Origin of the sequence: Streptomyces violaceus (assembly GCF_036014075.1) — a bacterium.
In the GTDB taxonomy this organism is placed as follows: Bacteria; Actinomycetota; Actinomycetes; order Streptomycetales; family Streptomycetaceae; genus Streptomyces; species Streptomyces violaceus.
Genome location: NZ_CP107911.1, coordinates 1,277,904 through 1,301,481, shown reverse-complemented (window position 1 = coordinate 1,301,481; position 23,578 = coordinate 1,277,904). Strand labels below are relative to the sequence as shown.

The window sequence follows — 23,578 nt, the reverse complement described above, 5'->3', positions numbered from 1 at the left end:
TCACCCGGGGTGAAGGCTTTCTCCGTGAATTCGAGCGGAGGGCCGGGCTCGAATTTCTGGCCGAACTGGACGGAACTCGCTGCGCGTCGTGTTCGCAAGGGAAATCGAGGCCAAACGCAACTTCGGAACTTCCGGATGTGGCTAGCGATGGAGAATTGTCTGTGACTGAGGCGGCTCGAATTCTGAGCGTCTCGGACTCCTACGTGCGCCGCGTAGCGGAGTCCCTCGGCGGGCGCAAGGTCAAGGGCCAGTGGCAGCTCCCAAGGCCGTTGGTCATGGACGAGAAGAAGCGGAAGGAAGGGAGGGGTTAACGGACATGCAGCGGAAGACATACGAGCCAGCGGACGTCGAGCTCAAATCGACCGGCAAAGATGTAGTGGCGGCCTTCAGCATCTTCAACGAGGTTGACAGCGACGGCGACGTCGTACTGCCGGGGGCTATCCCGCACGGCGTTGAAGTGCCGATGTCGGCTTTTAACCACAAGAGCTGGGAAGACCAACTTCCCGTTGGCAAGGGCGTAGTTAGCACCGACGCCGGGCGAGCGACGTTCACGGCGAAGCTCTTCGACACTACGGGGGGTCGGGACACTTACGAAACGCTTAAGCAGCTTGGGCCTTTGGCGCGTTGGAGCTGGGGCTTTGACGTGATCGACAGCGAACGCGGAACGTTCAATGGCCAGCGCGTCAGGTTCATTAAGAAGGTGCGCCTGTTTGAGGTCAGTCCCGTTCTGCGCGGCGCGAACGATAATACGAGGACGCTGGCCATAAAGAGCGCCGACGCCACTCGCGCCGATCTGCTGCGGATCCGGGACAATCTTTACCGCGACATCCTGACGGAGTCGAAGGCACGACTGGCCGACGAATGCCACCGGGAAGCGCTTCGGACCGAGGTTGAACGCCTTTACGCCAACTACGTCAAAGACGTGGGCGTCGGTTACAGCTACGACCGGGAAGCGATCGTTCCGCAGACGGTACGCGACGCCGCCCGTGCAGCTGTCGGGGTTTATGCGCCCGAACTTGGTCTCGACCGGGAACAGATCCGTGTCCGCTGGTTTTCGGCCGAGGACGGCACAGGGGCAGCCGTGAAAGGCGAGTTTGTGGATTTCTGGTCGAGTGTACCGCTCCTCGGTAGGTGCCGCCCAAGGATGGCGCCCAACGTCATCGAACTGAACGCGAGCCTCACGGAAGACGACTGCTGGAGCGTCGTCCCCCACGAGCTGCGCCACCTCTCTCACCCCGAAGAATCAGAGGAAGACGTACGGCTTTACGAAAGCCGGGCAAAACTACGAAGAATGGGCTACTGAACATGAGCCACCGCGAAAACCTCCTCAAGCGCACGGAGCACGTCATCCAGGCCGTGAAGAGGGCAAAGACCATCTACCTCACTCGGGGGCACTAATGCGAAAGCAGGCTGTGAACAAGGCCATTGGGACGTCAGCCGGCACCCCTGCTGTCTGTGGCTACTGCAACGGCGCGACTAGCGAATACGGATGCCGCGAAGTAACCTCGGGGTCCTACTGTGTCAATGGTGGTGCCCTGTGGAAAATCCGCACGCGACCCCGGACGCCGGATCCAATCCTTGAGATCGAGCAAGAGGTCATCGACGAGTGGACGCCCCGTATCGCCGAGGCTCTGAAGGTGGAGGCCGAGGCGGAAGAGGAGTACGAGGCCAAGTCGAAGGCGTGGGCCGATGCCGAACTCTCCGTGCGGGCCGCTGTCAATGAAGACGCCGAGGCGGCGTTTGCGGCCTCTTGCAGCGGGCGGGGACCGAAGCCGCACCCCCGCCTTGATCGGCTTCGAAGTGAACTCGCCCAGCGACGGGAGGAGTTGGACGAGGCGGAGCGGTTGCTGAGGAAGGCCCGGGTGAAAGCCGGTCAGGCTGTGCGTCACTCGGAACAGGCGAGGCGTATCGCCCGGGACCGGGCGAGCTGGCCAGAGGCGGTGTGACATCGGGGGCAGGTGATGGGCACTACCCCTCGGCCGGAGGGTGGGCCTCGGGGTGGAGAGTCCGCCGCCCCCTCTCCCCCCTGCTCCCCATCCACCCACTCGTTACGCATGCCTCTTCGTGCGTTCTTCAGTGTTGCATCAACAAATCAAAATTATTATCAAAGTGAAAAACAATAAAGAATGAAAAGAGCTGCGGATTCGTTTGAGGCCTAAGGCGTCTCTTAAGGCTGAGGGTGCGCCCCAGGGAACAGAAGGGGGGGAGGGGGTCGCCAAGATCATTATGACTCCGATCCACCCGACCTCGTCCGCGTTTTTTTGCGGCGCCCAAAAAAGCCGGCGTCGGGGTCGCGGCATGCGGGAAGTCACTGGCTTTTCGACTTGGTTCCGTCGTCATCTAGAACCGTTTGGGCATCCGTTGAGAAACCTGCGATTTCCTGAGCTAGCTTATCCTTGAAGGATACTGCTTTCATCCAGTCTTCGTTGGCAGTTTCGGTCGTAATGTCGGTGTCGGCTTGCGCTTGGGCCTCTATGATCACTAGAGCAAGAATTAGCCCGGTGGCGTGCAGTCTTATTGCAGAAGCCCTCTTGCTGATATGTGCAGGTCCGGCCAGCATTACTTTTGTGCAGAGCTTCCCGATGGAATCGCTAAGGGATCCCGCTTGTTGTGGGCTGAGTTCGACGGAGTGCGTTTCTTCGATCAAGCTTGTTTTCTGATGCAACTCATCAATGGCATTGATGAAATCCTCGTACACGGCTTGCCGTGCGTCGCGTCGCTGTCGACGGTGCTCCGCCCTCGCCGCGATCTTCGCCTGCTCGCGCGTGGCCCACCCGGTGGCGAACGCCGCCCCGGTCGTTGCAACCGCCCCCGCCAACGCGCCCAGCACTGCTGCCAACCCTGCGTCCATGGGGAGAGTTTGGCAGGACTGAGGGTCTGCGAAGGAGTCTCGGAGCGATCTCGCGGACGGTAAGCCCCTGTGTCTCTAAACTCACGTCTCATGAGCAACGCATCGACAAGGAGCATCATCGCCGCAGCGATACTCCGATGGGTGAAGGACATGGGTGACCACCCTCGCCGCAGTCTGGAGTTGTTCTTGGCCTCGGATCAGGCGCGGGCGGTGGGTGCCGATCCTGAATTGGCTGAGCACGCCGTGGCCTTCATGGAGGCGCGTGGGCTGCTGGTGGTGCTGAGGGCAATGACCGATGCACCGGTGCACCTGGCGCTGACGGTGGACGGGCGTGACTGCCTGTACCAAGGCGGTGATGTGGAGGCGTACCTTCGGGACCGCGAGCCGGGGACTCGTATGGAGTTCAACGTTCGGGGCGGTCAGGGTCATCAGTTCGGCAACATCGGAGAGACGATCACGCAAACGAATACGGTCCAGCAGGGCCTGGGCGTGCAGGAGCTTGCCGCGTTGGCGGATCTCTTGCGTCGGTGCGCGGACGATCCGCAGGTCGATGAGCATGAGGCCGAGGAACTGCGCGACATTGCTGATGACTTGGATGGCGACATCCAGGACGGTGAGGTCGAGCCCGGTACAGCCCGAAGGCGTCTAGCCCGAATCAGGAGGGTGGCTGCTCACTTGATGCCGACGACATCGGTGGAGTTGACGGCGGCTGTTGATCAGATGGGGCAGCTTCTCGGCTGAGGGCCGGGCCCGACTACTGTCTCCAGTCAGCCCAGAGACCCAAGTGCCCTGGTAATGCGGGACCTTGCCTCTGAGCCGTGCGCAGCGGTGCGGGACAGCTCGGCGAACGCCCTGAGGTACGTGCGGATCTCGCCTGGGGTCGTGATGTTGACCTCGGCTGTCAACGTCTCCACTGCCACCTGGGTGTCGTCGAAGGCGTAGAAGGCTTCCAGCGGCCACACCGTGCGTCGGGCCGTGAAGGGAATGATCCCGAGGGACACGTTAGGCCGAGACATGATCTCCAACAGATGCCCGAGCTGCCGCGCCATCGCTGCGTCGTCGCAGACCCGGTAGTAGAGAACGGCCTCCTCCAGAACTAGGGCGAACCGGTGATCCCCCGCATTAACGACTCGGGAGCGGTTTAGGCGTGCCTGCACGGCGTCGTCGACATCGTCAGGAGTGCCCTGGAAGTGCGTGATGGACCGCAGGAGCCCCGTCGCGTAGTCGGCGGTCTGGAGCATGCCCGGAACCAGGTTCGAGGCGTAGACGCGGAAATGACGCGTGCGCTGGTACAGCGGGACGGTCTTCTCATGGACGCGTCGCATGCCGTCGCGGTGGATCTGCCGCCACTGGACGTACATGGACTCGGCGGTGCGAGATGCGGCGATCAGATCGGCCGCCTGCTCCTCGGCGCCACAGGCCCGGCACCACGCCCGTATGTCCTCATCAGACGGGGCGGTCTTGCCCCGCGAGATGCGGGACGCCTTCGACTTGTGCCAGCCGCACCGTGTCGCCAGTTCAAGCCCACTGAGTCCGGCGTCCCTCCTCATGTCGTCCAGGCGAGCAGCAATGGCGGCGCGGGCAGCCTGCGCGGTGGAGAGCGGGGACGTGGACATGAACTGGCGTACCGGCTTCTCAGATGGCGTACTTCTCGTGCGGGATGGCCCGCTCCCAGACGGCGTCGAACGCGGTGGCACATAGGCGTGCAACCGCCGGCTCGTCGGTCTCGTCGGTGTGCACCCAACGCCCGTCGCCGTCAAAGACGTTGAATTGGACGATACGACCGTCGAAGAGCCAGAAATCGTTCCCCGGAAGGGTGAGGTCGGAAGCCTTCCGCCTCGGGAGCCAGCGGATCTCTTCGCCTGCGGCGACGTTGGTGAACGTGAACGAGTGCTCGTACCGGATGTACTCGCTTTGTGGCTCGCTTACGATCCTCGCGCGGCGCATGACGACCCCGCTGGCGGTGACCTCCTGGACGAGGTCGAGCCAGGGGCGCCACCACGACTCGCGGTCGTCCGGGTCGAGCCGGTGCCCCTGCTTCCACGCTGCGAAGCCCTCATCCTCGTTGGAGATCGCGTATGTGTCCCGCATCTCCAAGTGCACAGCGGAGTGGTTCACGGACCGGATCAAGTCCGCAAAGCTACCGAGGCTTTGCGCCATCAAGTGCCTCCCTCACGAGCGGGATCATCCGCTGCGGTAGCCGGATCACGCCCTCATGGTCCGGGAGCGGGCTGTCCCGGACGGTCCGGGCCAGTGTCGCTGCATCGGCCTTCACACCCTGGATGACGAGATCCTGCGTCTCCTCGTCCACCCACACGGCCGGGCAGCCGTGATCTCCGGACTCCGGATCTTTGCCGACGAACCGTAGCTGCATTGCCTCTCCTTGCGTCGAGCCGGTTGCTGCTGGTTGCAGAGTGAGCCTCACCTGGGCGGAAGAGGTGGTCAAGGGCGAACGTACCCGTCGTGCAACCGCGTGCAACTTCGTGGACCCCCCATCTCCCGGCTTCCTACGGTCGTATCTGGAGTCACACGAGTCGGGGAGACACGATGGCAGCCACGAGACACAGGACGACACAGGAACCGCCCGTAGTGCTGCCGATCGGCCTGGACGCCTGGTTGCTGGACTGTGCGCCGGTCAATGGCTGCACGACGTGCCAGTCCGAATGGCGGAAGCTGAACATGGCGAAGAAGGCAGGCAACATCGCCCAGGCCGCCCGGCACGCCACAGCGGTCAGGGATCACGCCGGGGGCGCGCACTCGTGACGATGGACATGGATACGTACAGGGACGGCCGCAAGCAGGCCACAGACGCGGCGGAGGCGATCCGTGGAGCCCTTGCCGGTCTCGGCCTGCCCGAACGGGTCTGGGGCTCGGTGCGCCCGATGGTGACCCACAGCGGCAAGCCGTACGTGCACCTGGGGATGGTGGTCCGCGCGGACGTGGCCGAGAAGATCGCCGAGGCCATGCGTACTGCCACCTCTACATAACTCCCTTGCGCTGCTCCCCGGTTGTCAGTGGGTGATGCGACAATCCGACCATGAGTGAACAGGTGCACTTGCCGGGCACACGTAGCGAGCTGAGTGACGACGACGTGATCGGTGCCGCCTCGGTCCTTCTGGCTCAGCGCGGACACAGGCAGGCAGCTGCTCTGATGCTGGACGCGACGGCCATCTATATCGAGAGGGGCATTGTTCACGAGGACTCGGCCTCCTTTTCCTACGACAGGGAATTCCAGGACGTCATCCTTGAGGTCGAGCCGCACCTGATGGCTCAGCCTTATGGCCACCTCGTTAGCCACATACGCTCAGCCTTTGAGGCTGTCGGGATCGGGTGTGGACGGAACATCGAAGACGTCTCGGTCCGAGAGGTCATCCCGAGAGTTGGGGCGAACTGGCGAGAGCAGTTGGCTCGCGAACTCAAGGGCGGGAGCCAGAGCAACCATGCTCGCAAGGTCCGGCTGGAGCCCCGCCACCCGACGGAGGACGGTCTCCACTTCACGAACGAGTGGGAGCACCGGGTGTACCAGGTACTCAAAGAGCGCCAGGTCACCCTGCCGGACAACGAGACGATCGGGATCATGCCGCTCGGCGGCATGCGGGTCCGGGGGCACACCTTCGAACCTGATCTCTTGGTCACGTACCGGGGACATGCGGGCGTCATTGAGATCGACGGTCCGCAGCATAAGGGACGTGCCTCTGCCGACCGGAGCCGCGAACGGCTGCTCCGGCACGCTGGGCTCAAGTACATCGACCGCTTGGATGTCGAGGAGACGACGAGCCGTGCTGAGGTCGAGAAGTTCGTAACCGACTTCCTGACGCATCTCGGGCGGTAGCCCCCGGCGGCGGGTGCTGTTAGGTCGGCTTGACTAAGTCGGCGACCGTCGCTTCGCCGATCTGCGTGACTGGTCCGACGGGCGCCACGGACCGTGCTGTACGTCGGCCCCCGCCCGCCCCACTGTGCAGGCGGCCAGCCCCCGGCAGGCTCGCAACCCCCGCCAAGGCCCTGCCGGGCGGGTGGGGTAGGAGGGCCCAGGCCCTTTGTGTTTTGTGCCCTGGAAGTGCCCTTGAGGTCGCCCAGTGAGCTATCTTCGCAGGTAGGAAGAGGTGTGTGGCCACTTCGCCTCGTACTGCATGCCCGCGGGGATCGCCGCCACGGACTTGGCGAGCATGGGCAGCACGGGGGGCATCACCGGGAGATCCATGCCTCGACTCTAAGAGCCGCCGCAACGGTCCGCCTGTTGAGCGCGAAAGCGAAAGCCGCAGGTCAGGAAGGGATCGCCCGAGGATGCGGAGGCGGGGCCCCGGCGACACACTGGAACGTGGCGTGCTCTGATCAGGGGGCGGACGAGGAGGATCCGCGTGAGCTTCGACCAGCTTCCGCTGAAGTCGCTATTCACCGGCGCCGAGAACGCGCTGCTGTCGATGCTGGCCGACGCGCCGGCCGAGGCCGTCGAGAAGGCCCACGAGTACAAGATCCTCCGCGATGTCCTGGACGGCACCTCGGCCGCGGTGGCCATCCTCGACGACCGGCTGCGCTTCCGGTACGTCAACGACGCCATGGCCCGCATGGGCGGAGTGCCGCCCGACGCGTTCCATGGCCGGACCATGGCCGAAGTGCTGCCGGGCATCCACCGCTCCGAGGACGTCCTGCGCATGATCCTCGGCGACGGCTGCCCCCGGGCGCTGTCCGTCACCGGTACCACGCACGCCCCGTCGCCGTTCCGGCAGCGCCAGTGGAGCGCGGTGTACCACCGCCTCGACCACGGGGGCCGCGTGCTTGGCCTGTGCGGCATCGCGGTGGAGGTCAGCGGGCTGCGCCAGTACATGGACGACCTGGAGCGGGCCCACCAGCGCCTCGCTCTGCTGGACACCGCCGCGACCAGGATTGGCACCACGCTCCGAGTCGAACAGACCTGTGCGGAGCTGGCCGACTTCGTCGTGCCGAGTCTGGCCGACCGGGCGTCCGTGCGGATCGTGGACACGCAGGAGGCCGACGACCTGCCGCCGCCGGCCCCCGGCGTCCTCCGGCTGCGCGTCATGGCCTCGGCGGGCGGTCCGGACATCGTGGCCCGCATCGGACTGACCGCGAAGAACGGGTACTACTTCGACGTCCCGCGCGACTCGCCGGTCCGGAGCTGCCTGGACACGGGCCGCCCGTGGGTCGGGAACCTCGCCTCGGACGACGTGCTGCTGAAGATGCTGCGCACGCCACTCGACCTGGACGTGGTCCGCGAAGTCGGGATCCACTCCATCGTCGTGGTTCCGCTGCCGACCCGTGAGCACCCGGTCGGCGTCCTGCACCTGTTCCGCGCCGGCGACTCGGCCCCCTTCACCGACGAGGACGTGGTCATAGCCCAGGAACTGGCCGCCCGGGCTGCCGTCGCCATCGACAACGCCCGCCAGTACACCCTCGAACACTCGATGGCGCTGGAACTGCAACGTGCCCTGCTGTCCGAGCCGGGCGGTCCGCACCCGGACGTCGAGACGGCCTCCCGCTACCTCCCCGCCGGGCAACGCGCCCTCGTCGGCGGGGACTGGTTCGACTCGATGGCCCTGCCCTGCGGCCGCACCCTCCAGGTGATGGGCGACGTCATGGGCCACGGCTTCACCGCCGCCGTCGCCATGAGCCAGTACCGCTCCCTGCTGCGCACCATCGCCGCCTCCGGCGTCCCCGTCGAACGGGTCCTCCAGGAGGCCGACCACCGGCTGGCGAGCATCGGCATCGACCGGGTGGCCACCTGTCTGCTCGCCCTCGTCGACCCCGGCCAGGGCACCTGCACCTTCGCCGGCGCCGGGCACCCGCCGCCCGTGCCGCTGCACCCCGATGCCCCGGCCGAACTCGTGCACATCCCGACCGGACCTCCCCTCGGCACCGACCTCGGCTGGTACGAGGCACTGACCCTTCCGGTGCGGCCCGGAACCGTGCTGCTCATGTACACCGACGGTCTGATCGAGGACCGCCGGAGGGACATCGACGCCTCGCTGCGACGCCTGACGCATCTGCGCCTCGACCTCGACGGTCCCCTGGAGAGCGTCGTCGACGCCCTCCTCGCCCGCCTCGTGCACGGCACCACCGAGGACGACGTCACCCTGCTCGCCACCCGCCTGCGCGCCCCGTGACGCCTGAGCGCTCCGCATGCGAGGCCCACGCGCTGCGCCTACCGTGGCGAGCATGGGTGACGCGGTGGAACTGGAGGCGGGCGGCCGGACCGTACGGCTGTCCAGCCCCGGCAAGATGTTCTTCCCGGAGCGCGGCTTCACCAAGCTGGACCTCGCCCGCTACTACCTGGCCGTCGGCCCCGGCATCCTGCGCGCCCTGCGCGAGCGGCCCACCACCCTGGAGCGCTACCCCGAGGGCGTGAACGGCGAGAACTTCTTCCAGAAGCGGGCCCCCAAGAACATGCCCGACTGGATCCCGACCGCGCACATCACCTTCCCCAGCGGCCGCAGCGCCGACGAGATGTGCCCCACCGAGGTGGGGGCGGTGGTGTGGGCCGCCCAGTTCGGCACCCTCACCTTCCACCCCTGGCCGGTACGCCGCGACGACGTCGACCACCCGGACGAACTCCGCATCGACCTCGACCCGCAGCCCGGCACCGACTACGACGACGCCGCCCGGGCCGCTCACGAACTGAGGGCGGTGCTCGACGAGTTCGGCGGACTGCGCGGCTTCCCCAAGACCTCGGGCGGCCGGGGCCTGCACGTCTTCGTGCCCATCGAACCGCGCTGGACCTTCACCCAGGTCCGGCGCGCCGCCATCGCCGTCGGCAGGGAGATGGAGCGGCGGATGCCGGACCAGGTGACGATCAAGTGGTGGAAGGAGGAGCGGGGCAGACGCATCTTCGTGGACTACAACCAGACGGCACGCGACCGCACGATCGCCTCCGCCTACTCGGTACGGCCCCGCCCGCACGCCCCCGTCTCCGCGCCGCTGCGCTGGGACGAGGTGGGGGTCGCTCATCCCCAGGACTTCGACCTCGCGACGATGCCCGCGCGCTTCGCCGAACTCGGCGACGTGCACGCGGACATGGACGACCACCGCTACTCCCTGGAGTCCCTGCTCGACCTCGCCCGCCGCGACGAACACGACCACGGGCTGGGAGACCTGCCGTACCCGCCGGAGTATCCGAAGATGCCGGGAGAACCCAGACGGGTACAGCCGAGCAGGGCCCGCAAGGAGACGCCCCCTACCGCTCCTTGACGACTACAGCTCCTTGATCCGGATGTCCCGGTAGGACACCACATCCGTCGTGCCGTGCACCTGGAGCCCGATGTAGCCGGAGGCGAACCGCCGCCCGTCCGTGCCCGGGTCGTCCGAGCGGGGCGGGGTGAACGCCTGGCCGCCGGTGTTGTCGAACTCGTTGATCAGCACGCCGTTGCGGTACACCGAGTAGTGCTGGTCGACCACGCGGATCTCGTAGTCGTTCCAGGTGCCCTTCTGCGTCACGCCGGCACCGGCGAGCCCCACCCGGTCGAAGCCGTAGACCGACCCCGTCTTGTACATGTCGCCGTCGGGCCGGTCGAGCACCTGCACCTCGTGCCCGTACTTGATGGCGGCCCACTCCGGCCGTGACTCCTCCGGGTGGTCGTGGACCCAGGGGAAGCGCACGAACACACCGGAGTTGGCGTTGCTTGTGCCCGGGGCGTCGTCACGCCACTGGAGCCGCAGCGAGAAGTCGCCGTACTTGCGCTCGGGGAACCACAGCATGCCCATGCCGGGCGTCGTGGTGCTGGAGGTGATCGTCCCGTCGGCGTTCAGCCCGAACGAGCCGCCGCCCACCTGCTGCCACTTGCCGAAGGACTCCGCACTGCCGTCGAGGATCGTGCGATAGCCCTCGGTCTGCCCGGGCTTGCCGATGCCGGACTGGCGGGCCGCCTTCCGGACGGCGTTGTACTCGCGCTGGTCGATCACGCCCTCCTTCAGCAGCGCGTCGAGGACGGACGTCACGTGCTTGAGGAACAGGGCGTGGGACGTCCACTCCTTCTCGTCCTCGATCAGCTCGCCGATCCGGCACCGGTTGTCGGTCACCCGGTTGCGCACTCCCGAGTCGACCGAGCCGACGATCACCGTCAACCGCTCGTCGTACTCCGGGCAGTCGGGCGCCGGAACCTGGCCGGAGACGACCGTGAAGGTCACGGTGCGTGCCGCCGAGGTGTTGCCCGCCTTGTCGGTAGCCCGGTACGCCACGGTGTGCGCGCCCGCCCGGTCGACCACCACCGGGGCCGAGTACGCGAGGTACGGCCCGCCGTCCAGCGAGTACTCGACCTTCTCGACGCCCGAGCCGTGCTCGTCGGTCGCCGTGACGGTCACCCGGGCGCTGTTGACGTACGCCCCGGCGGAGTTCTTCGTGCCCTCCACTGTCACGCCCGTCACCGGCGGGGTGGTGTCCTGCGGCGGTGCCGCGACGACCGTGAACCGCACGCTCTTCTCGCCCGCCACGTTGCCCGCCTTGTCGGTGGCGCGGTAGCGGACGGTGTGCGCGCCGACCTGGTGCACCATCACCGGGGCGGTGTACGGCTGCCAAGCCCCGGAACCGATCGCGTACTCGATCGTGTTGACCCCGGAGCCCGTGTCGGAGGCCGAGACGGTGACGGTCGCCATGTCGATGTACGCCCCGTCGGGATCGCGCTCACCGCTCACCGTGGCCGAGGTCTCCGGCGCGGTCGTGTCGTCCGACTGCGGTGCCACGACCGTGAACGCGGCGCTCTTCTCGGCGGAGACGTTCCCCGCCTTGTCGAAGGCGCGGTAGCGGATCTTGTGGGCGCCGACCTGATCGACGACGACCGGCGCGGTGTACGGCTGCCAGGCACCCGCGTCACCGATCGCGTACTCGATCCTCTCGACGCCCGAGCCGCCCTCGTCCATGGCGTGCAGCGCCACGCTCGCCGAACCGACGTACTCGCCCTGTGTGTTCTGCGTCCCGCTCACATGGGCCGACGCCTCGGGCGCCGTGGTGTCCTCGCCGGTGCCCTCGGTCACCACGAGGATGCCCTGCATCTGGCCGTGGCCGGGGATCGTGCAGTGGTAGAAGTACCGGCCGGGCGTGAGCGTGACCTGCGCGGTGTGTTTGCCGCCCTGGGCGTCGTTCGGGTTGGCCAGGATGTTGAGCTGCACATCGTTGTTGAACTCGGGATCACTGGTCACGAACGTCAGCGTGTGCGGCATGCCCGTGGTGTTGCCGGTGGCCACGCTGTTCTCGAACACGATCGTGGCGGTACCGGCGACCGCCGTCTTGGGAGCCGAGAGGTACTTGTCGATGTCATTGCCGGCCGTCCAGGTGAGGACCTGCTCGGCGGCCGGTGCCTCCGGCTGTCCGGCGGCGGGCATCGCCTGCACGCCGAGCATCATGAGCAGGGCGGCCAGCAGGGCGGCCCAGATTCTTCGTTGCCGGATCACTCGGTCCCCCTCGCCAGCCGGTCGGCGGCCGGGGTCGGCCCGCCGCCCTTGTAGGTGACCCGCCACAGGGCCGACCTGGAGTCCGAGGTGAAGAAGCCGCGGCCGTAGTCGAGGACGTACAGCGCGCCGTCCGGACCGAACTTCCAGTCCATGAGGTTCTTGATGCCGTCGTTGCCGATCGGCACGATCTTCTTCAGCGACTCCGAGTGCACCGGCAGACCGCCGTCGCCCTGCGTCTTCGGGTCCATGAGCACCGCGTTGCGCGGCTGGTCGGCGTCGTAGAAGTCACCGACGAACCACTTGCCGTCCCAGTAGGCCGGCCACTTGGCCGTGCTCGTGCTGCCGGTGTCGTACCGGTAGACCGGCCCGTTCATCGCTGCCTGGCCGCCGCCCTTCAGCCAGGGCAGCCGGTACGACGCCTCCTCCGGCTTGTACGAGGGGACGCCGTTCGCGTCCCGCGGGAAGTCCGGCGCGCCGCCCTGCGGCGAGTACCAGATGTTGTTGCCGGTGACAGGCGGCAGGTTGACCAGGCCGTCGTTGTTCGGCGACTCGTTCTTCGGGCGGTCGCAGTCGTACCAGCCCAGCGGCTTGGACGGGTCCGGCAGATTGCGGTCGCGGTAGGGCTGCTTGTTGCCCATGCAGTACGGCCAGCCGCGGTTGCTCGCCTTGGTGATGGCGGCGAAGGTGTCGTACTTGGCCGGACCCCAGGTGGTCGAGGGCGCGATGGCGTCCGGACCGACCCAGCCCGCGTAGAGAACATCGGTCGACTTGTCGACGAAGATACGGGCGGGGTTCCTGACCCCCATCACATAGATCTCGCCGCGGGTCTTGCCGCCGCCCTCGTCGGTCTCCTTCCCCGTGAAGAGATTGCCCTCGGGAAGCGTGAACGTCCCGTCCGGCTCCGGGTGGATGCGCAGGATCTTGCCGTTGAGGTTGTTGGTGTTGCCGGCCGTGCGGCGCGCGTCGGCGAAGGAAACGCCCTTGTAGTTCGGCTGCGGATTGTTGCCCGAGTAACCGGCGCTGAACCCGCTGGAGTTGTTGTCACCGGTGGCGATGTACAGATTGCCCTTCGAGTCCCAGGCCATCCCGCCGCCCGAGTGGCAGCAACTGTGAATCTGTACCGGCCACTTCAGCAGCACCTTCTCGCTGGCCAGGTCCAGCTTGTTCGTGGTCTGGTCGAGCGTGAAGCGGGAGACGCGCCGCTCCGCCATCCGTGTGTCGCGGTCGATCCCGGAGTGGGGCGTGTAGTGGAGATACACCCAGCCGTTCTGCTGGAACTCCGGGTCCAGCTCGATTCCGAGCAGCCCCTCCTCGACCTTGATCAGCTCGTCGCCGCCGCCCTTGTTGCCGAAGACGGTGAGCGCACCCGCGAGCGTGACCTGCTTGGTCTTCGGGTCGTAGACGTGGATCTCGCCCTTGCCCTTGCCGATGTCGGGGTTGCTCCAGTCGGTGACCACCGGCTGCGAGGAGTCGGCGCCGCCCCGGCCGATGTAGAAGACCCGGCCGTCGGGCGCGGTGACCAGCCCGTGCGGCTCGCCGATCTGGTCGTTCTGCCCCGGCTGATTGGGCTTGGTCAGCCGCTCCGCCGCGTAGTTGGCGTTGATCGTGGCCTTGCAGTCGGCCTGCTCCAGCCGGGTCGTCCACATCAGCGCGCCGCGCAGATGCGCACGGAAGTCGGTCTCGTCGTACGACGACACCGTGCCGCCCATGCCGGTGTAGAAGGAGCGGCCGCCGTCGTAGTCACGGCACCAGCTGACGGGATGATCCCAGCCGTTGGCACCTGCGCCCGGCTGGTAGCTCGACTCCCGTACCCGGGCCACCGTATGGACGTCGCCCGACGGGTTCTTCGCCCAGTTCAGCCACTTGTCCGGGTGCTTCCACTGCACCGGCAGGTCCTTGGTGGCCGGGTGCCGGCGGTCGCCGACCTCGACGGTCGCCCGCTGCACGGCCGAGGGGCTCGACGCGGCCGGGCGGGCTCCCACCAGCCCGGTGAACCAGTCCGAGTACGGCTCCGCGCGCGCCGCGTCATGGAGTCCGACGAAACCGCCGCCGGCTTCCATGTACGCCTCCAGGCCCGCCTCCTGCTCCGCGTCGAGGACGTCGCCCCCGCCGGTCAGGAACACGATCGCGTTGAAGCGGCCGAGTCTCGTCTCGTTGGTGAACACCGAGGCGTCGTCGGTGGCTTCGACCTTGAAACGGCGGTTCGCCGGGCCCGAGAGCCCGATCTTCTCGATCGCCTCGATCCCGGCGTTCACGACAGGGGACTCCTCCCCGGCCGCCGCGGAACCGTGGAAGATCAGCACCCGTACATTCGCGCCGCCCGGCGGCGACTTGATCGACATCGTTGTCAGCGGGGGTTCCGGATACGGCCGCGCGTTCGCGGCCGGCCCCGACAGCAGCCCGGCGGTCACGACTCCGGCGGCCACGGAGGCCGCCCAGACACGTCTTCCCTTGCTCAACCCTCGTAAGTGCATGGGCACCTCCTCGGTCACAGCAACACCGCCAAGGAAGCTAAACCCCTTTGCGCGGCTCGCCAATACCTATGACCGAAATGGCCCCAACTTTGTCTCGAGTGTGGATAAACGGGAGCGCGGCCGGTACCGTCGCACAGGTTCATCACAGGTACGCCTCCGTAAAAGCCTTACCAGGGTGGGGAGTTCCGCATGGACAGACGCAGCTTCAACCGGCGGGTCCTGCTGGGCGGCGCGGCCGTCGCGACATCGTTGTCCGTGGCCCCGGAGGCCATCAGTGCCGACGGGCCGGCGAAGACGGCACCCGCCGGAGGCGAGGTGAAGCGCATCAAGCTGTACGCCGAGAAGCTCGCCGACGGCCAGATGGGCTACGGGCTGGAGAAGGGTAAGGCGACCGTCCCCGGCCCGATGATCGAGCTCAACGAGGGCGACACCCTGCACATCGAGTTCGAGAACACGATGGACGTGGCGGTGAGTCTGCACGTCCACGGCCTGGACTACGAAATCACCAGCGACGGCACGAAGATGAACCGCAGCCATGTCGAACCGGGCGGCACCCGCACCTACACCTGGCGCACCCACGCCCCGGGCCGTCGCAAGGACGGCACCTGGCGGGCGGGCAGCGCGGGTTACTGGCACTACCACGATCACGTCGTCGGCACCGAACACGGCACTCAGGGGCTCCAGAAGGGCCTCTACGGCCCGGTGATCGTCCGTCGCAAGGGCGACGTCCTGCCGGATCGGACGCACACGGTCGTCTTCAACGACATGCTCATCAACAACAGGCCGCCGCACTCCGGGCCCGATTTCGAGGCCACGGTGGGCGATCGCGTCGAGTTCATCGTGATCACGCACGGCGAGTTCTACCACACGTTCCATATGCACGGTCACCGCTGGGCGGACAACCGCACCGGCATGCTGACCGGCCCCGACGACCCCAGCCAGGTCATCGACAACAAGATCACGGGCCCCGCCGACTCCTTCGGCTTCCAGGTGATCGCGGGGGAGGGGGTCGGGGCCGGTGCCTGGATGTACCACTGCCATGTGCAGAGCCACTCCGACATGGGGATGGTGGGGCTGTTCCTCGTGAAGAAGCCGGACGGGACGATTCCCGGGTACGAACCGCACGAGCACGGGGGCGCACAGCCGAAGCACGGGCACGAGCACTGACATCAGACGCGAGAGCGCTCTCACGGCGCTGGTCGCCCGGGGCTATCCTGATCCGCAACCGCAGATGAGGAGCCCCGAAGTGACCGACACCGCGCCGCGTCCCACTCTGGAGGCCGTGGCCGCCCGGGCCGGTGTCTCGCGGGCCACCGTCTCGCGTGTGGTCAACGGCGGGGACGGGGTGCGGGATGTTCTCGTGGAGCGGGTCCGCAAGGCCGTGGACGAACTCGGGTACGTGCCCAACCAGGCCGCCCGTTCCCTGGTGACCCGGCGGCACGACGCGATCGCGGTCGTCGTCGCCGAACCCGAGACGCGGGTCTTCGCCGACCCGTTCTTCGCGCTCCAGCTGCGCGGCATCAGCAAGGAACTCACGGCCCACGACAACCAGCTCGTCCTGCTGCTCACGGAGGGCAGGGACGATCACGCCCGGGTCGGCAGGTACCTCGCCGGCGGACATGTCGACGGGGCCCTCGTCTTCTCCCTGCACCTCGACGACCCGCTGCCGGAGCTGATCCAGCGGGCAGGCGTTCCCACTGTCTTCGGCGGCCGGCCCGGCTGGAGCGGCGACCGGCAGGGCGTGGTGTACGTCGACAGCGACAACCGGGGCGGCGCCCGCGACGCCGTCCGCCACCTGGCCGGCCTCGGCCGCACCCGGATCGCGCACATCACCGGCGCACTCGACCAGACCTCCGCGGCGGACCGGCTCGACGGCTACCGGGACGTCATGGCCGACGCCGACCCGCGGCTGATCGCCGAGGCCGACTTCACCCCGGCCGGGGGCGAGCGTGCGATGCGCGAGCTCCTCGACCGCTGCCCGGACCTGGACGCGGTGTTCGCCGCCAACGACCTCACGGCCTCCGGTGCCCTGCGCGTCCTGCGCGAGTCCGGCCGCCGTGTCCCCGACGACATCGCCGTGATCGGCTTCGACGACATGCTGCCCGTCGCGGAACAGACCGACCCGCCCCTCACGACGGTCCGTCAGGACATCGAGGAGATGGGCCGCCTGATGGCTCGCCTGCTGCTGCGCGAACTCGACCGCGGCACCGCGCACGGGGGCTCGGGCGAGGCCGCCGGCGACACACCCTCCAGCGTGGTCCTGCCGACGACATTGATCCGGCGCGCGTCCGCGTAGCCGGCCGGCGTCGTCCGGGGAAGGCCGCCCCGAGTCGGCCTCAGGCCTGCGGCTCGCTGCGGATCACCGCGAAGCGTGCCCCGTACGGGTCCGCGAGCTTGGCGAGGCGGCCGACGCCCGGCAGGTGCGTGGCGGGCAGGCGGATCGTGCCACCCCGCTCCTGTGCCCGGGCGACGAGGGCGTCCGGGTCGGTGACCTCGAAGTACGGCAGCCAGTACGCCTCCTCCTCGACCGGGTCGTCCGCCAGCGGCACGACGCCGCCGAACATGGCGTCCTCGGGTTCTCCGGCGGGGACGAAGGTGGTGTAGGCGCCGCCGGGGAAGTCGACGCCGAAGGTCTCCAGGCCGAGCACGGAGTGGTAGAAGGCGGCCGCTGCGGGGACGTCCGCCGTGTACAGCTCCACCCAGCACAGCGAACCGTGCTCCTGGACGACGTCCAGGCCCTTGTTGCGCCCCGGCTGCCACAGGCCGAACTGCACGCCCGCCCGGTCGGCGAGGATCGCCATGCGGCCCAGGTCCAGCACGTCCATGGGCTGCATCAGCACCGAGCCGCGCGCCTGCCCGGCCGCCTTCGCCGTGGCGTCCGCGTCCGGGGCCTGGAAGTACACCGTCCAGGAGGGCGGGCCCTGCTCCGGCGTGGTCTGCATGCCGCCGGCGGCGGTTCTGCCGCCGACCTGGAAGAGACCGTACCCCCCGACCTCGGGGTCGCCCGGCTGGAACCGCCAGCCGAACAGGTCCCCGTAGAAGGCCGCTGCGCCGTCGATGTCGGGTGTGCCGAGATCGATCCAGTTCGGAGCGCCGGTGACATAACGGGTGGTGAGCATGGCCGCCCTCCTCGCACAGGGTCCCGTCGTCTCTCTGCCGAGTCTCGCACCGCCCACTGACAAGCGCCGCTGGAGCACTGCCGGGGCGTGTTGCGACGCTCCCGCGCGCCGCCGTGCGTCGGCTCCTCCGGGAGGTGATGATCGGGGTGGCCGGGGGCCCTTGAACGCCGTGTTGATCCCGCGTTGATCGAACGTTTTTCGCCGCCCGCAACGCTTCTGGCCATGCACATCGACACCATCACCTCGCCCGAACTCGCCTGGCAGCAGGAAGCGTTGTGTGCGCAGACCGGGGCGGACTTCTTCTTCCCCGATCCGGGCAGTTCGGTGCGGGAGGCGAAGCGTATCTGCGGCCTGTGCCCGATCCGTGCGGCGTGCCTCGAGTACGCGCTGGACAACGACGAGCGTTTTGGCGTCTGGGGCGGCCTGTCGGAGAAGGAACGCCTGGAGCTGCGGCGCAGGTCGAGCTAGGGCCTGTCGCACGCCGAGCCCCTTGGCAGGACGTCCTGCCAAGGGGCTCGGTATGTGGCTGTCTACCGGGTCAGGCGCCGGCCGCCCGGGCCGCCATGCGGGCCTTGCGCGCGGCCAGCTTCTCGTCGAACTTCGTCGCCTCGGAGTCGAGGCCGCCCATGAACAGGCCCAGTTCCTCCTGCGCCTTGCGGCCCTCGGGGCCCAGGCCGTCGATCTCCATGATCTTCAGGAAGCGCAGCACGGGCTGGAGCACGTCGTCGTGGTGGATGCGCATGTTGTAGACCTCGCCGATCGCCATCTGCGCGGCCGCCCGCTCGAAGCCGGGGATGCCGTGACCGGGCATCCGGAAGTTCACGACCACGTCCCGCACCGCCTGCATCGTCAGGTCGGGCGCGAGCTGGAACGCCGCCTTGAGCAGGTTGCGGTAGAAGACCATGTGCAGGTTCTCGTCGGTCGCGATGCGGGCCAGCATGCGGTCGCAGACCGGGTCGCCGGACTGGTGGCCGGTGTTGCGGTGCGAGATGCGGGTGGCCAGCTCCTGGAAGGCGACGTAGGCGACCGAGTGCAGCATCGAGTGGCGGTTGTCCGACTCGAAGCCCTCGCTCATGTGGGACATGCGGAACTGCTCAAGCTTGTCCGGGTCCACGGCACGCGAGGTGAGCAGGTAGTCCCGCATCACGATGCCGTGCCGGCCCTCCTCCGCCGTCCAGCGGTGCACCCAGGTGCCCCAGGCGCCGTCACGGCCGAAGAGCGAGGCGATCTCGTGGTGGTAGCTGGGGAGGTTGTCCTCGGTCAGGAGATTGACGATGAGCGCGATGCGGCCGATCTCGGTGACCTGGGACTGCTCCTTCTCCCACGCCTCGCCGTCCTCGAAGAGCCCGGGGAAGTTGCGCCCGTCGCTCCACGGCACGTACTCGTGCGGCATCCAGTCCTTGGCGACCTCCAGATGCCGGTTGAGCTCCTTCTCGACCACTTCCTCCAGGGCGTACAGCAGCTGAGCGTCGGTCCAGGCGCCGGCGGGGCTGCCGAGGTGGGGAGTGGCGATCGTCATGGACTCTCCAGGGGACATACGTACGAGCGGTGAGCGGTAACTTACGGAATCGTAGGCTACGTTTCCGTAGGTTACGATGCCGTAGGTTAAGAGCGCTGTAAAGGCCGCTGATCAGCGGGTCGCTCGTGTGCCCGGCGTCGTCGTCCCCGGATCCGCAGGTCGAGGGCCGGAAGAGTGAGGCGCCGGCCCGGTCAGGCGTACAGCTCCCGCAGCCGCACCGAGAGGCATGTCACACATCCCTCGAGTTTCTCGAACTCGCTGATGTCCACGACGACCGGTTCGTACCCGAGGTCCGAGAACAGCTCCGCGGTCTTCGGCGCGCTCGCCGCCATCAACAGTTTGTCACCACCGAGCAGCACCACGTGCGCGCCGGCCTCCTCGGGCACCGGCAGGAAGCGCGCGAACAGCGAGGGCGTGTCCATCTTCGGGATGTGCCCGATGACCGTGCCGTCCGGCAGCGCCGTGACCGCCGACTTCAGGTGCAGCACCTTGCTCACCGGTACGGCGACGACCCGCGCGCCCAGCGGCTCGAACGCGGCGCGCAACTGCTGGACGCCGACGGCGTTGGTGCGCCCGCCCCGGCCCACGTACACCGTGTCGCCGATCTTCAGGACGTCGCCGCCCTCCAGGGTGCCCGGCTCCCAGATCCAGTTCACCGAGCAGCCCAGACCGGCCACGGCCTCCTCGACCCCGGCGGTCTCCGCGCGCCGGGACTCGGCGCCCGGGCGCGCGATCAGGGCCACGTTCCGGTACATCACGACCGTGTCCTCGACGAACACCGAGTCCGGGCAGTCGTCGGCCGGATCCACCTCGATGGTGTCCCAGCCGTGCGCGCGCAGGGCCGTCACGTACGCCTCCCACTGCTCGACCGCCAGGTCGGCGTCGACCCTCTCCCGCTCGATGTGCGTCACCAGCCCCTCGGCGAGACGTGGGCTGGGGCGGCGGACGAGGGCCTTCTTGCTGGGCACGAGCGTGACTCCGTATGGGATGAGACGTGTCTGGACCGCACCGACGGGGCCTCCGGGGTCGACCGGAACGCATCGGGCGTCAGCCGACCATGATGCAGGGCGATCCCGCGTGAGGACACCCCCAGGGGAGAGGCGGAGGGGCAGAGGGACGGGGTGGCCGACGCCGTGGTGGGCAGCAGGGCAGCGCCGCCTCCCGCCCCGGCTGACAGCCGGCCCGGCCCGGCGCCTCAGCGGGGTGGCGGGCCGGGTGCCGAATCCCGGCCCGGTCTGCCGCCGACGCGGGCGGCTCCTGGCCCGGCGCATCTGCGGGGTGTCCGGGCGAGCGCCGATTACCGGCCCGGTCTGCTGCTGACGCGGGCGGCTCCTGGCCCGGCGCCTCAGTGGTGTGCCCGGGAGAGCGCTGATCCCGGCCCGGTCTGCTGCCCACGTGGCCTGCGCCCCTGCAGCCCAGGGCCTGCACTCGGCGCTGTCGGGACGCTGCCGCAGGCCGCCAGCCCCCCGGCGGCCCTCGGGACTCAGTTCGGCGGTCCGACTGCCAACCTCTCGCTGTGCCTCCGGACTCTGCCGCTGCCCGGGCGTCCACCCTCGACGGCGGCCGGATTCAGCCGCCGTCTGGCCGTCCCCCCTCGACGGCGGCCGGATTCAGCCGCCGTCTGGCCGTCCCCCCTCGACGGCGGCCGGATTCAGCGGCCGTCCGGCCGTCCACCCCCCCCACGGCGACGGGACTCAGCCGCCGTCCCACCGTCAACCCGCCGCCCCCGGACTCACCCCACCGGCTTGGCGCCCCCCGGGGCGCTTCGCTGTGCCGGTGTCGTCCCGCCCTCGGTCCGCTCCGGCCCGTCGGGGCGCAGGCACTCGATCAGGTAGTCGCCCGTGTCGGGGTCGCGGGTGACTCCGTGGGTTTCGCTGCCGAAGCCGGGGAAGCGGCGGTCGAAGGACTCCAGGGCGCGGAGGTAGCGCAGGAGGGGACCGTCCGGGGCGCCCACGCTCTCGCCCGGCATGAGTACGGGGATCCCGGGCGGCGTGACGGTGACCATCGCGGCGGCGACGCGTCCGGGCGCGTCGGCCAGCCTGATCCGTTCCGTCCCGCCGCGGATCAGGCGCTGGTAGCACAGCTGGGGCGGGGCGACGGGCTCCGGGAGCTGCTGGAAGGCGGTGTCGAGCAGCTCGACCAGGCGGACCTCGCGCAGATGGTCGTGCATCTCCTGGCAGAGTTCGCGCAGAGTCCGCCCGGTGTAGCGCCGCGGATGCTCGGCGACCAGCGCGGGCAGCACACGGCCGAGCGGGGCGTCACCGTCGTAGAGGTCCTTGAAGTCCATCAGGGCGTCCAGCAGCGTGCCCCACTTGCCCTTGGTGATGCCCATGGAGAACAGCACGAGCGTGGTGTAGCTGTCGGTCTTCTCCACGACGATCCCGCGCGTGCCCAGGTACGCGGTGAGCACCCGCGCGGGGATGCCCCAGTCCGCCATGTCGCCGGTCGCGCTGATCCCGGGGCAGGTCAGGGTGACCTTGATCGGGTCGAGCATGCAGTAGCCGTCGGTCAGCCCGGGGAAGCCGTGCCAGTCCGCGCCGGGCTCCAGATGCCAGCAGGACGGCTCGGTCCGCAGCAGGTCCGCCGGTGCCTCGTCGAAAGGCAGGCGTGTGCCGCTGCCCGGATCGGTGACCTCACCGGGCTGCCATACGCCGAAGAACCAGGGCGGCCGGTCCCCGGCGGCCTCGATCCGCCGCCCGAGGCGTACCATCTCCTGGCGGAACCGGACCGCCTCGGTCACCGCCTCGTCGATCAGCCACTGCCCCTGCGGACCGTCCATCATCGCCGTGGCCACGTCCAGCGAGGCGATCATCGGGTACAGCGGCGAGGTGGTGCCGTGCATCATCAACGCCTCGTTGAACCGGTCGTGCTCCACCGGCGCCCGGGGCGCGGGCCTCACGTGCACCATGGCACTCTGCGACAGCGCCGCCAGCAGCTTGTGGGTCGACTGGCTCGAGAAGACCGTCGGACGGTCGGGTCCGGGGAAGGTCTCCTCGTCCACCGACATGCCGTAGCGCCCCGCGTAGAGGGGATGGAAGCGGGCATAGGCGAACCACGCTTCGTCGAAGTGCAGCCGGGGCGTGCCGGCGGCGAAGGCCCGGGCCGCCGCCACCGCGTCGTAACACAGCCCGTCGTACGTGGAGTTGGTGAACACCGCGTACTGGGCGCGCGACGACACGGCATCCGCCGTCAGAGGGCTCGCGGCGATCCGCGCCGCCACCGAGTCCGCCGCGATCTCGGCCGGGGGCAGCGGCCCGGCGAGACCGTAGCCGTTGCGGGTGGGGACCAGGTACACCGGCCGGGCGCCGGAGACCACCAGGCCGTGCAGGACCGACTTGTGGCAGTTGCGGTCCACCAGGGCGATCTCGTCGCGAGTCACGCTGAAGTGGCCGACCAGACGGTTGCAGGTGGAGTCGCCGTGCAGCACGAAGTACGTGTGCTCGGAGCCGAAGACCCGCGCCGCGTTGCGCTCCGCCTCGCCGATCGGCCCGGTGTGCTCGAACAGCGAGCCGAGCTCCTCGACCGAGATCGACAGGTCGCTGCGCAGCAGCCGCTCCCCGAAGTAGTCGTGGAACGCCCGGCCGACGGGCGACTTCAGGAAGGCGACACCGCCGGAGTGCGCAGGGGTGTGCCACGAGTACTCATGCGCGTCGTCGAAGCGGCGCAGCGCCTTGAAGAACGGCGGAAGCAGGGCGTCCTGGTAGGCGCGCGCGGCCGTGGTGATCCGCCCCGCGATGAACGCCGGCGTGTCCTCCAGCGGCCACACGTAGCCCACCACCGACTGCGACACCCACAGCGGCAGGTCACGCAGCTCCTCGCCCGCCATCACCAGGAACACCGGCAGGTTCTGGAACCGGCGTCCGATCCGGCGCAGCACCGCCGCACCGCCGGGTTCTCCTTCGGCCCCCGGCCCGGGCGGCAGATCCCAGGCGACCAGCGCGGCGCCGAGCCCCGCCTCGGTCCTGAGTACCGCCTCGGCGTCGGCGACACCCACCACCCACCGGACCTGTAAGCCGCGCGTCCGGATCGCCTCGGCGATCCTCGCCAACTGCCCGGCGGCGGCGCCCCCCTCCTCCGGATGTTCCGCAACCGCGACCAAGACCGTGTTGTCGGCCATGTGGCTCCCCTCCCGGCGGCCCCGCGCCACCCCCGCACCCCAGTCTTCGCGGACCTGCACGCGTGATCGGCCGCCAGAGGACCAAACCACCCCATCGATCCA

The 23,578-nt window shown here is 68.5% G+C and carries 21 protein-coding genes; 11 read left to right on the top strand and 10 right to left on the bottom strand.

The window, feature by feature from the left end:
- Nucleotides 1–316: 316 nt before the first annotated feature.
- Both OG542_RS05855 and OG542_RS05850 read left to right on the top strand, forming a co-directional pair.
- Entirely contained in the window at nt 317–1,303 is a 987-nt protein-coding gene (locus OG542_RS05855) for an HK97 family phage prohead protease (protein ID WP_328408812.1), read from the top strand.
- A gap of 94 nt (nt 1,304–1,397) precedes the next feature.
- Nucleotides 1,398–1,946, top strand: coding sequence for a hypothetical protein (locus OG542_RS05850; protein ID WP_328408810.1), 549 nt, complete (start codon nt 1,398–1,400; stop codon nt 1,944–1,946).
- A gap of 362 nt (nt 1,947–2,308) precedes the next feature.
- On the opposite strand, the gene OG542_RS05845 is transcribed toward OG542_RS05850, so the two are convergent.
- The gene (locus OG542_RS05845) at nt 2,309–2,851 is read right to left on the bottom strand and encodes a hypothetical protein (protein WP_328408809.1); all 543 of its coding nucleotides are present in this window, start codon (nt 2,849–2,851) and stop codon (nt 2,309–2,311) included.
- Nucleotides 2,852–2,941: 90 nt separating this feature from the next.
- Here OG542_RS05845 and OG542_RS05840 point away from each other — a divergent pair, with 90 nt between their 5' ends.
- Nucleotides 2,942–3,592, top strand: a complete 651-nt coding sequence (locus OG542_RS05840; protein ID WP_328408807.1) for a hypothetical protein — start codon at nt 2,942–2,944, stop codon at nt 3,590–3,592.
- Between the two features lie 26 nt (nt 3,593–3,618).
- Here the strand turns inward: OG542_RS05840 and OG542_RS05835 are convergent, their stop codons facing one another.
- The 3 genes from OG542_RS05835 to OG542_RS05825 are packed head-to-tail and all read right to left on the bottom strand — an operon-like array spanning nt 3,619 to nt 5,225.
- Complete coding sequence (locus OG542_RS05835; RefSeq protein ID WP_328408805.1) at nt 3,619–4,467, bottom strand: helix-turn-helix domain-containing protein; 849 nt, start codon at nt 4,465–4,467, stop codon at nt 3,619–3,621.
- Nucleotides 4,468–4,486: 19 nt separating this feature from the next.
- On the bottom strand, nt 4,487–5,011 hold the full coding sequence (locus OG542_RS05830; protein ID WP_328408803.1) for a DUF6879 family protein: 525 nt from the start codon (nt 5,009–5,011) through the stop codon (nt 4,487–4,489).
- Entirely contained in the window at nt 4,992–5,225 is a 234-nt protein-coding gene (locus OG542_RS05825; RefSeq protein ID WP_328408801.1) for a hypothetical protein, read from the bottom strand. Before OG542_RS05825 ends, OG542_RS05830 begins: the two co-directional genes overlap by 20 nt.
- 173 nt (nt 5,226–5,398) lie before the next feature.
- Between OG542_RS05825 and OG542_RS05820 the strand changes: the two genes are divergently transcribed.
- From OG542_RS05820 to ligD, 5 genes are all read left to right on the top strand, one after another.
- Nucleotides 5,399–5,614, top strand: a complete 216-nt coding sequence (locus OG542_RS05820) for a hypothetical protein (protein WP_328408799.1) — start codon at nt 5,399–5,401, stop codon at nt 5,612–5,614.
- An 8-nt stretch (nt 5,615–5,622) separates the two neighbouring features.
- Nucleotides 5,623–5,838, top strand: a complete 216-nt coding sequence (locus OG542_RS05815) for a hypothetical protein (protein WP_328408797.1) — start codon at nt 5,623–5,625, stop codon at nt 5,836–5,838.
- A gap of 50 nt (nt 5,839–5,888) precedes the next feature.
- On the top strand, nt 5,889–6,683 hold the full coding sequence (locus OG542_RS05810; protein ID WP_328408795.1) for a hypothetical protein: 795 nt from the start codon (nt 5,889–5,891) through the stop codon (nt 6,681–6,683).
- Between the two features lie 526 nt (nt 6,684–7,209).
- On the top strand, nt 7,210–8,970 hold the full coding sequence (locus tag OG542_RS05805; RefSeq protein ID WP_328408792.1) for a SpoIIE family protein phosphatase: 1,761 nt from the start codon (nt 7,210–7,212) through the stop codon (nt 8,968–8,970).
- Nucleotides 8,971–9,022: 52 nt separating this feature from the next.
- A complete protein-coding gene (ligD, locus tag OG542_RS05800; protein ID WP_311128780.1) occupies nt 9,023–10,051 on the top strand; it encodes a non-homologous end-joining DNA ligase in 1,029 nt (342 codons plus the stop codon).
- A 3-nt stretch (nt 10,052–10,054) separates the two neighbouring features.
- Here ligD and OG542_RS05795 read toward each other — a convergent pair whose 3' ends face one another.
- The gene (locus OG542_RS05795; protein ID WP_328417784.1) at nt 10,055–12,199 is read right to left on the bottom strand and encodes an OmpL47-type beta-barrel domain-containing protein; all 2,145 of its coding nucleotides are present in this window, start codon (nt 12,197–12,199) and stop codon (nt 10,055–10,057) included.
- Between the two features lie 44 nt (nt 12,200–12,243).
- On the bottom strand, nt 12,244–14,721 hold the full coding sequence (locus OG542_RS05790) for a ThuA domain-containing protein (RefSeq protein ID WP_328408788.1): 2,478 nt from the start codon (nt 14,719–14,721) through the stop codon (nt 12,244–12,246).
- A 189-nt stretch (nt 14,722–14,910) separates the two neighbouring features.
- Here OG542_RS05790 and OG542_RS05785 point away from each other — a divergent pair, with 189 nt between their 5' ends.
- Nucleotides 14,911–15,888 (top strand): multicopper oxidase domain-containing protein, encoded by a 978-nt coding sequence (locus OG542_RS05785; RefSeq protein ID WP_328408786.1) that lies wholly within the window; start codon nt 14,911–14,913, stop codon nt 15,886–15,888.
- A 79-nt stretch (nt 15,889–15,967) separates the two neighbouring features.
- Nucleotides 15,968–17,017, top strand: a complete 1,050-nt coding sequence (locus tag OG542_RS05780; protein WP_328408784.1) for a LacI family DNA-binding transcriptional regulator — start codon at nt 15,968–15,970, stop codon at nt 17,015–17,017.
- Nucleotides 17,018–17,057: 40 nt separating this feature from the next.
- Here the strand turns inward: OG542_RS05780 and OG542_RS05775 are convergent, their stop codons facing one another.
- The gene (locus OG542_RS05775; RefSeq protein ID WP_328408782.1) at nt 17,058–17,840 is read right to left on the bottom strand and encodes a VOC family protein; all 783 of its coding nucleotides are present in this window, start codon (nt 17,838–17,840) and stop codon (nt 17,058–17,060) included.
- A gap of 222 nt (nt 17,841–18,062) precedes the next feature.
- On the opposite strand from OG542_RS05775, the gene OG542_RS05770 reads away from it, so the two are divergent.
- Entirely contained in the window at nt 18,063–18,308 is a 246-nt protein-coding gene (locus OG542_RS05770) for a WhiB family transcriptional regulator (RefSeq protein ID WP_311128785.1), read from the top strand.
- A gap of 70 nt (nt 18,309–18,378) precedes the next feature.
- Here OG542_RS05770 and OG542_RS05765 read toward each other — a convergent pair whose 3' ends face one another.
- The 3 genes from OG542_RS05765 to OG542_RS05755 all read right to left on the bottom strand — a co-directional run bounded on the left by OG542_RS05765 (nt 18,379) and on the right by OG542_RS05755 (nt 23,476).
- Nucleotides 18,379–19,359, bottom strand: a complete 981-nt coding sequence (locus tag OG542_RS05765) for an acyl-ACP desaturase (protein WP_311128786.1) — start codon at nt 19,357–19,359, stop codon at nt 18,379–18,381.
- A 191-nt stretch (nt 19,360–19,550) separates the two neighbouring features.
- A complete protein-coding gene (gene ddaH / locus OG542_RS05760; protein WP_328408779.1) occupies nt 19,551–20,327 on the bottom strand; it encodes a dimethylargininase in 777 nt (258 codons plus the stop codon).
- Nucleotides 20,328–21,091: 764 nt separating this feature from the next.
- A complete protein-coding gene (locus OG542_RS05755) occupies nt 21,092–23,476 on the bottom strand; it encodes an Orn/Lys/Arg family decarboxylase (protein ID WP_328408777.1) in 2,385 nt (794 codons plus the stop codon).
- Between the last annotated feature and the right edge of the window lie 102 nt (nt 23,477–23,578).

Bases quoted from the DNA above. Each gene is read 5' to 3' on its own strand.
- OG542_RS05825 (WP_328408801.1), bottom strand. From the start codon at position 5,225: ATGCAGCTACGGTTCGTCGGCAAAGATCCGGAGTCCGGAGATCACGGC.
- OG542_RS05770 (WP_311128785.1), top strand. From the start codon at position 18,063: ATGCACATCGACACCATCACCTCGCCCGAACTCGCCTGGCAGCAGGAA.
- OG542_RS05845 (WP_328408809.1), bottom strand. From the start codon at position 2,851: ATGGACGCAGGGTTGGCAGCAGTGCTGGGCGCGTTGGCGGGGGCGGTT.
- OG542_RS05790 (WP_328408788.1), bottom strand. From the start codon at position 14,721: ATGCACTTACGAGGGTTGAGCAAGGGAAGACGTGTCTGGGCGGCCTCC.
- OG542_RS05785 (WP_328408786.1), top strand. From the start codon at position 14,911: ATGGACAGACGCAGCTTCAACCGGCGGGTCCTGCTGGGCGGCGCGGCC.
- OG542_RS05820 (WP_328408799.1), top strand. From the start codon at position 5,399: ATGGCAGCCACGAGACACAGGACGACACAGGAACCGCCCGTAGTGCTG.
- OG542_RS05815 (WP_328408797.1), top strand. From the start codon at position 5,623: ATGGATACGTACAGGGACGGCCGCAAGCAGGCCACAGACGCGGCGGAG.
- OG542_RS05835 (WP_328408805.1), bottom strand. From the start codon at position 4,467: ATGTCCACGTCCCCGCTCTCCACCGCGCAGGCTGCCCGCGCCGCCATT.
- OG542_RS05795 (WP_328417784.1), bottom strand. From the start codon at position 12,199: ATGATGCTCGGCGTGCAGGCGATGCCCGCCGCCGGACAGCCGGAGGCA.
- OG542_RS05765 (WP_311128786.1), bottom strand. From the start codon at position 19,359: ATGACGATCGCCACTCCCCACCTCGGCAGCCCCGCCGGCGCCTGGACC.
- OG542_RS05855 (WP_328408812.1), top strand. From the start codon at position 317: ATGCAGCGGAAGACATACGAGCCAGCGGACGTCGAGCTCAAATCGACC.
- OG542_RS05755 (WP_328408777.1), bottom strand. From the start codon at position 23,476: ATGGCCGACAACACGGTCTTGGTCGCGGTTGCGGAACATCCGGAGGAG.
- ligD (WP_311128780.1), top strand. From the start codon at position 9,023: ATGGGTGACGCGGTGGAACTGGAGGCGGGCGGCCGGACCGTACGGCTG.
- OG542_RS05810 (WP_328408795.1), top strand. From the start codon at position 5,889: ATGAGTGAACAGGTGCACTTGCCGGGCACACGTAGCGAGCTGAGTGAC.
- OG542_RS05840 (WP_328408807.1), top strand. From the start codon at position 2,942: ATGAGCAACGCATCGACAAGGAGCATCATCGCCGCAGCGATACTCCGA.
- OG542_RS05850 (WP_328408810.1), top strand. From the start codon at position 1,398: ATGCGAAAGCAGGCTGTGAACAAGGCCATTGGGACGTCAGCCGGCACC.
- OG542_RS05775 (WP_328408782.1), bottom strand. From the start codon at position 17,840: ATGCTCACCACCCGTTATGTCACCGGCGCTCCGAACTGGATCGATCTC.
- OG542_RS05830 (WP_328408803.1), bottom strand. From the start codon at position 5,011: ATGGCGCAAAGCCTCGGTAGCTTTGCGGACTTGATCCGGTCCGTGAAC.